General features: G+C 65.9%; 3 protein-coding genes. All 3 read right to left on the bottom strand.

What is annotated here, in order from left to right; translation table 11 throughout:
• Positions 1–1,848 (bottom strand): transketolase (gene tkt, locus MOV75_RS30940; RefSeq protein ID WP_247007217.1); only part of this gene is annotated, 1,848 nt, incomplete at its 3' end.
• Positions 1,849–1,882: 34 nt separating this feature from the next.
• Positions 1,883–2,758, bottom strand: a complete 876-nt coding sequence (locus MOV75_RS30935; RefSeq protein ID WP_247007216.1) for a phosphoribulokinase — start codon at positions 2,756–2,758, stop codon at positions 1,883–1,885.
• Between the two features lie 12 nt (positions 2,759–2,770).
• A partial coding sequence (locus MOV75_RS30930; RefSeq protein WP_247007215.1) for a class 1 fructose-bisphosphatase occupies positions 2,771–3,637 on the bottom strand: 867 nt, incomplete at its 5' end.

The following is a 3,637-nucleotide window of genomic DNA, read 5'->3' as shown; positions in this document are numbered from 1 at the left end:
CTCGACACCGACGCGCGGCGCGGTGCCGAGCACGGTGACGCGGTAGTCGTCCGGCTGCTCCTCGAACAGGGCGAAGCAGGGCGCGGACACCACGGCCGCACGGATGTGCTCGGTTGCGAGCAGGCGAGCGGCTTCCAGCGCAATCGAGACTTCCGAGCCGGTTGCGATGAGCGTCACGTCACGGCCGCCGTCCGGCGAGACGACGAGATAAGCGCCGCTTGCGACACGGTTTCTGCCGCGCGCATCGCTGCGGAAGGTCGGCAACGCCTGACGCGACAGGCACAGCACGGAGGGACGATCTTCGGAGTTGAGCGCGCAATCCCAGGCTTCCAGCGTCTCGACCGCGTCGGCGGGGCGGAACACGAGCAAGTTCGGAATGACGCGTAGCGCCGCGAGATGCTCGACCGGCTGATGCGTCGGCCCGTCCTCGCCGAGACCGATGGAGTCATGGGTCATGACATGGATGACGCGCAGCCGCATCAGGGCCGCAAGGCGGATCGCCGGCCGGCTGTAGTCGGAGAAGGCGAGGAACGTGCCGCCATAGGGAATGAACCCACCGTGCAGCGCGAGGCCGTTCATCGCGGCGGCCATGCCGTGCTCTCGAATGCCGTAGTGGATGTAGTCGCCGGTGAACGCTCCGCGCGTGACGGGGACTTGCGCCTTGGCGTGCGTGAGGTTCGAATGCGTCAGGTCCGCGGAGCCGCCGACGAGGCCCGCAATCGTCCCGGCGATGCCGTCTAGCACCTGTTGCGAAGCCTGCCTTGTCGCGAGCTTCGGACGTTCGGATGCGAAGCGTTCGCGCAACTTCGCCGCGGCCAGCGTATAGGCACCCGGCAGGGTAACCGCCTTGCCTTCGACGAACATGTCGCGCTGCTCGGGCGTTGCGCCTTCGTAGCGATCGAGCCAGGCGAGCCGATCCACCTGCCCGCGCTGTCCTTTCATTCGCCATGCCTTCAGGATCGGCATCGGCACCACGAAGGGCTGATAATCCCAACCGAGCGTACGACGAGCCGCCGCGGTCTGCTCGGTGCCGAGCGGCGCGCCATGCGCCTTCTCGGTGCCCTGTCTATCAGGCGCGCCGTAGCCGATGATGGTGCGGCAGGCGATCAGCGACGGTTTTGCGCTCTCCCGCTCTTCTGCGATCGCCTGCGCGATCGCTTCGGGATCGTGTCCGTCGATGCTGCGCACAGACCAGCCGGAGGCAGCGAAACGCGCGAGTTGGTCGTCGGACGTCGCCAGCGAGGTCGGCCCGTCGATGGAAATCCCGTTGTCGTCGAACAGCACGATCAGACGGCCGAGCTGCAGATGGCCCGCGAGCGAGATCGCTTCCTGGCTGAGACCCTCCATCAGGCAGCCGTCGCCGGCGATCACATAGGTGAAGTGATCGACGAGGCCGTCGCCATGCCGCGCATTGCCCATCCGCTCCGCAAGCGCCATGCCGACGGCCGTGGCAATCCCCTGCCCGAGCGGACCGGTTGTGGTCTCGACACCTGGCGTATGGCCATATTCCGGATGTCCCGGCGTCTTCGAGCCCCATTGCCGGAAGGCCTTGATGTCGTCGAGGCTGACGTCGCCGCCGGTCAGATGCAGCAGCGCATAGAGCAGCATCGAGCCATGGCCCGCCGACAGCACGAAGCGATCGCGGTCCGGCCAGTTCGGATGCGCCGAGTCGAATTTCAGGAAGCGCGAGAACAGCACGGTCGCGACATCGGCCATTCCCATGGGCAGACCCGGGTGGCCCGACTGCGACGTTTCGATGGCATCGACCGCGAGGAAGCGGACGGCGTTGGCGAGATCATTGTGCGTGACCGCATTGAGGTCGGCTTCGGCATGAACCGAGATGTTCATCGGATCCTCCCATTGTTGTCGTTGTGGCACGTCATCACTTCATGCTCCGCTTGCGCTCGATGAGCTGCATGATCAGCGGCGTCAGGATCAGCTGCATCGCGAGATCGAGTTTCGCGCCGGGGCAGACGATCGAATTCGCGCGCGACATCCAGCTTTGCGGCAGCATCGAGAGCAGATAGGGGAAGTCGATGCCGCGCGGATTCTTGAAGCGGATCACCACCATCGATTCGTCCGGCGTCGGGATCCAGCGGGCGATGAACGGATTGGAGGTGTCCACCGTCGGCACGCGCTGGAAGTTGATGTCGGTTTCGGTGAATTGCGGGCAGATGTAGTGGATGTAATCAGGCATCCGCCGCAGGATGGTGTCGGTGACCGCCTCGGTCGAATATCCGCGCGCGCTGCGATCGCGGTGCAGTTTCTGGATCCATTCGAGATTGATGACCGGAACGACGCCGATCTTCAGGTCGGCATAGCGCGCGACATTGACCTTGTCGGTGACGACGGCGCCGTGCAGGCCCTCGTAGAACAACAGGTCCGAATTCTCCGGCAACCGCTTCCAATCGGTGAAGGTGCCGGGCGCCGCGCCATGCAGCGCGGACTCCTCGGCATCATGCACGTAATGCCGTGTCGTCGCCGTGCCGGTCTCGCCATAGTCGCGGAACGCGCGCTCCAGTTCCTCGAACAGATTGGTCTCGGGGCTGAAATGGCTGAAATGCTTGTTGCCGCGATCGGCCTCCTTCGCCATCTGCGCACGCATCTCGGCGCGGTCGTAGCGATGGAAGGCGTCACCCTCGATGTAGGCGGCGTTGACCTTCTCGCGGAAAAATATCTGCTCGAACGTCTTCTTGACCGAGGTGGTGCCGGCGCCGGAGGAGCCGGTGATGGAGATGATGGGGTGCTTCCTGGACATGGGACGCCTCGCTCAGAGCCGGAAGAATCCGCGACGCGCGAACAGCGGCGCGGAGACGCTGGCGACCAGCAGCGGATCGCAATGCAGCTCCTCGACGCGGCGCACCTCGTTGCTCGAGCCCATGATCAGCGGCACGCGCTGATGCAGGCTCTGCGCCGAGAGGTCGAGGATGCGCTCGCGTCCCGTGGTGGCGGAGCCGCCGGCCTGCTCGATGATCATCGCCATCGGATGCGCTTCGTAGACGAGGCGCAGGCGGCCGTCGCCGTAGCCGGGACGCGCGTCCGAGGGATAGAGGAAGACACCGCCGCGGGTGAGGATGCGATAGGCCTCGGCGACCAGCGAGCCGACCCAGCGCATGTTGAAATTGTGGTTGGCGGGCCCTTCGACGCCGGCGAGGCACTCGTCGACGAAGGCGCGCACCGGCGAATCCCAGTGCCGGCGGTTCGACGCGTTGATCGCGAACTCCTCGCAGGTCTCGGCGATCTGCGCGGCGGCGCGCGCGAGGCGGAAGCAGCCCGCCTTGCGATCGAGCGTGAAGATGTCGACGCCCTCGCCGAGGGTCAGCACCAGGGAGGTCTGCGGACCGTAGGTGACAAAGCCCGCCGCAAGCTGCGCCGAGCCGCGCTGATGGAAGGCGAGCGCGAGGTCGTCCGGGGCGGGCAGGATCGAGAAGATCGTGCCGACGGTCATGTTGATGTCGATGTTGGAGGAGCCGTCGAGCGGATCGATCGCGATACAGATCTTGGCCTCGCGATCGCCGATCTGGGCCTCGCGCATCTCTTCCGAGGCGAGCGCTGCGACCGGCACCTTGCTGAGGCAGCGGCGCAGGATCGCATCGGCCTGGACGTCGAGGTCGCGCTGGACGTCGCCGTCGCTGTT

The organism is Bradyrhizobium sp. PRIMUS42 (assembly GCF_023006515.1).
Taxonomy (GTDB): domain Bacteria; phylum Pseudomonadota; class Alphaproteobacteria; order Rhizobiales; family Xanthobacteraceae; genus Bradyrhizobium.
The sequence above is the reverse complement of the archived record's forward strand: the minus strand, read 5'-3'. Positions and strand labels throughout refer to the sequence as shown.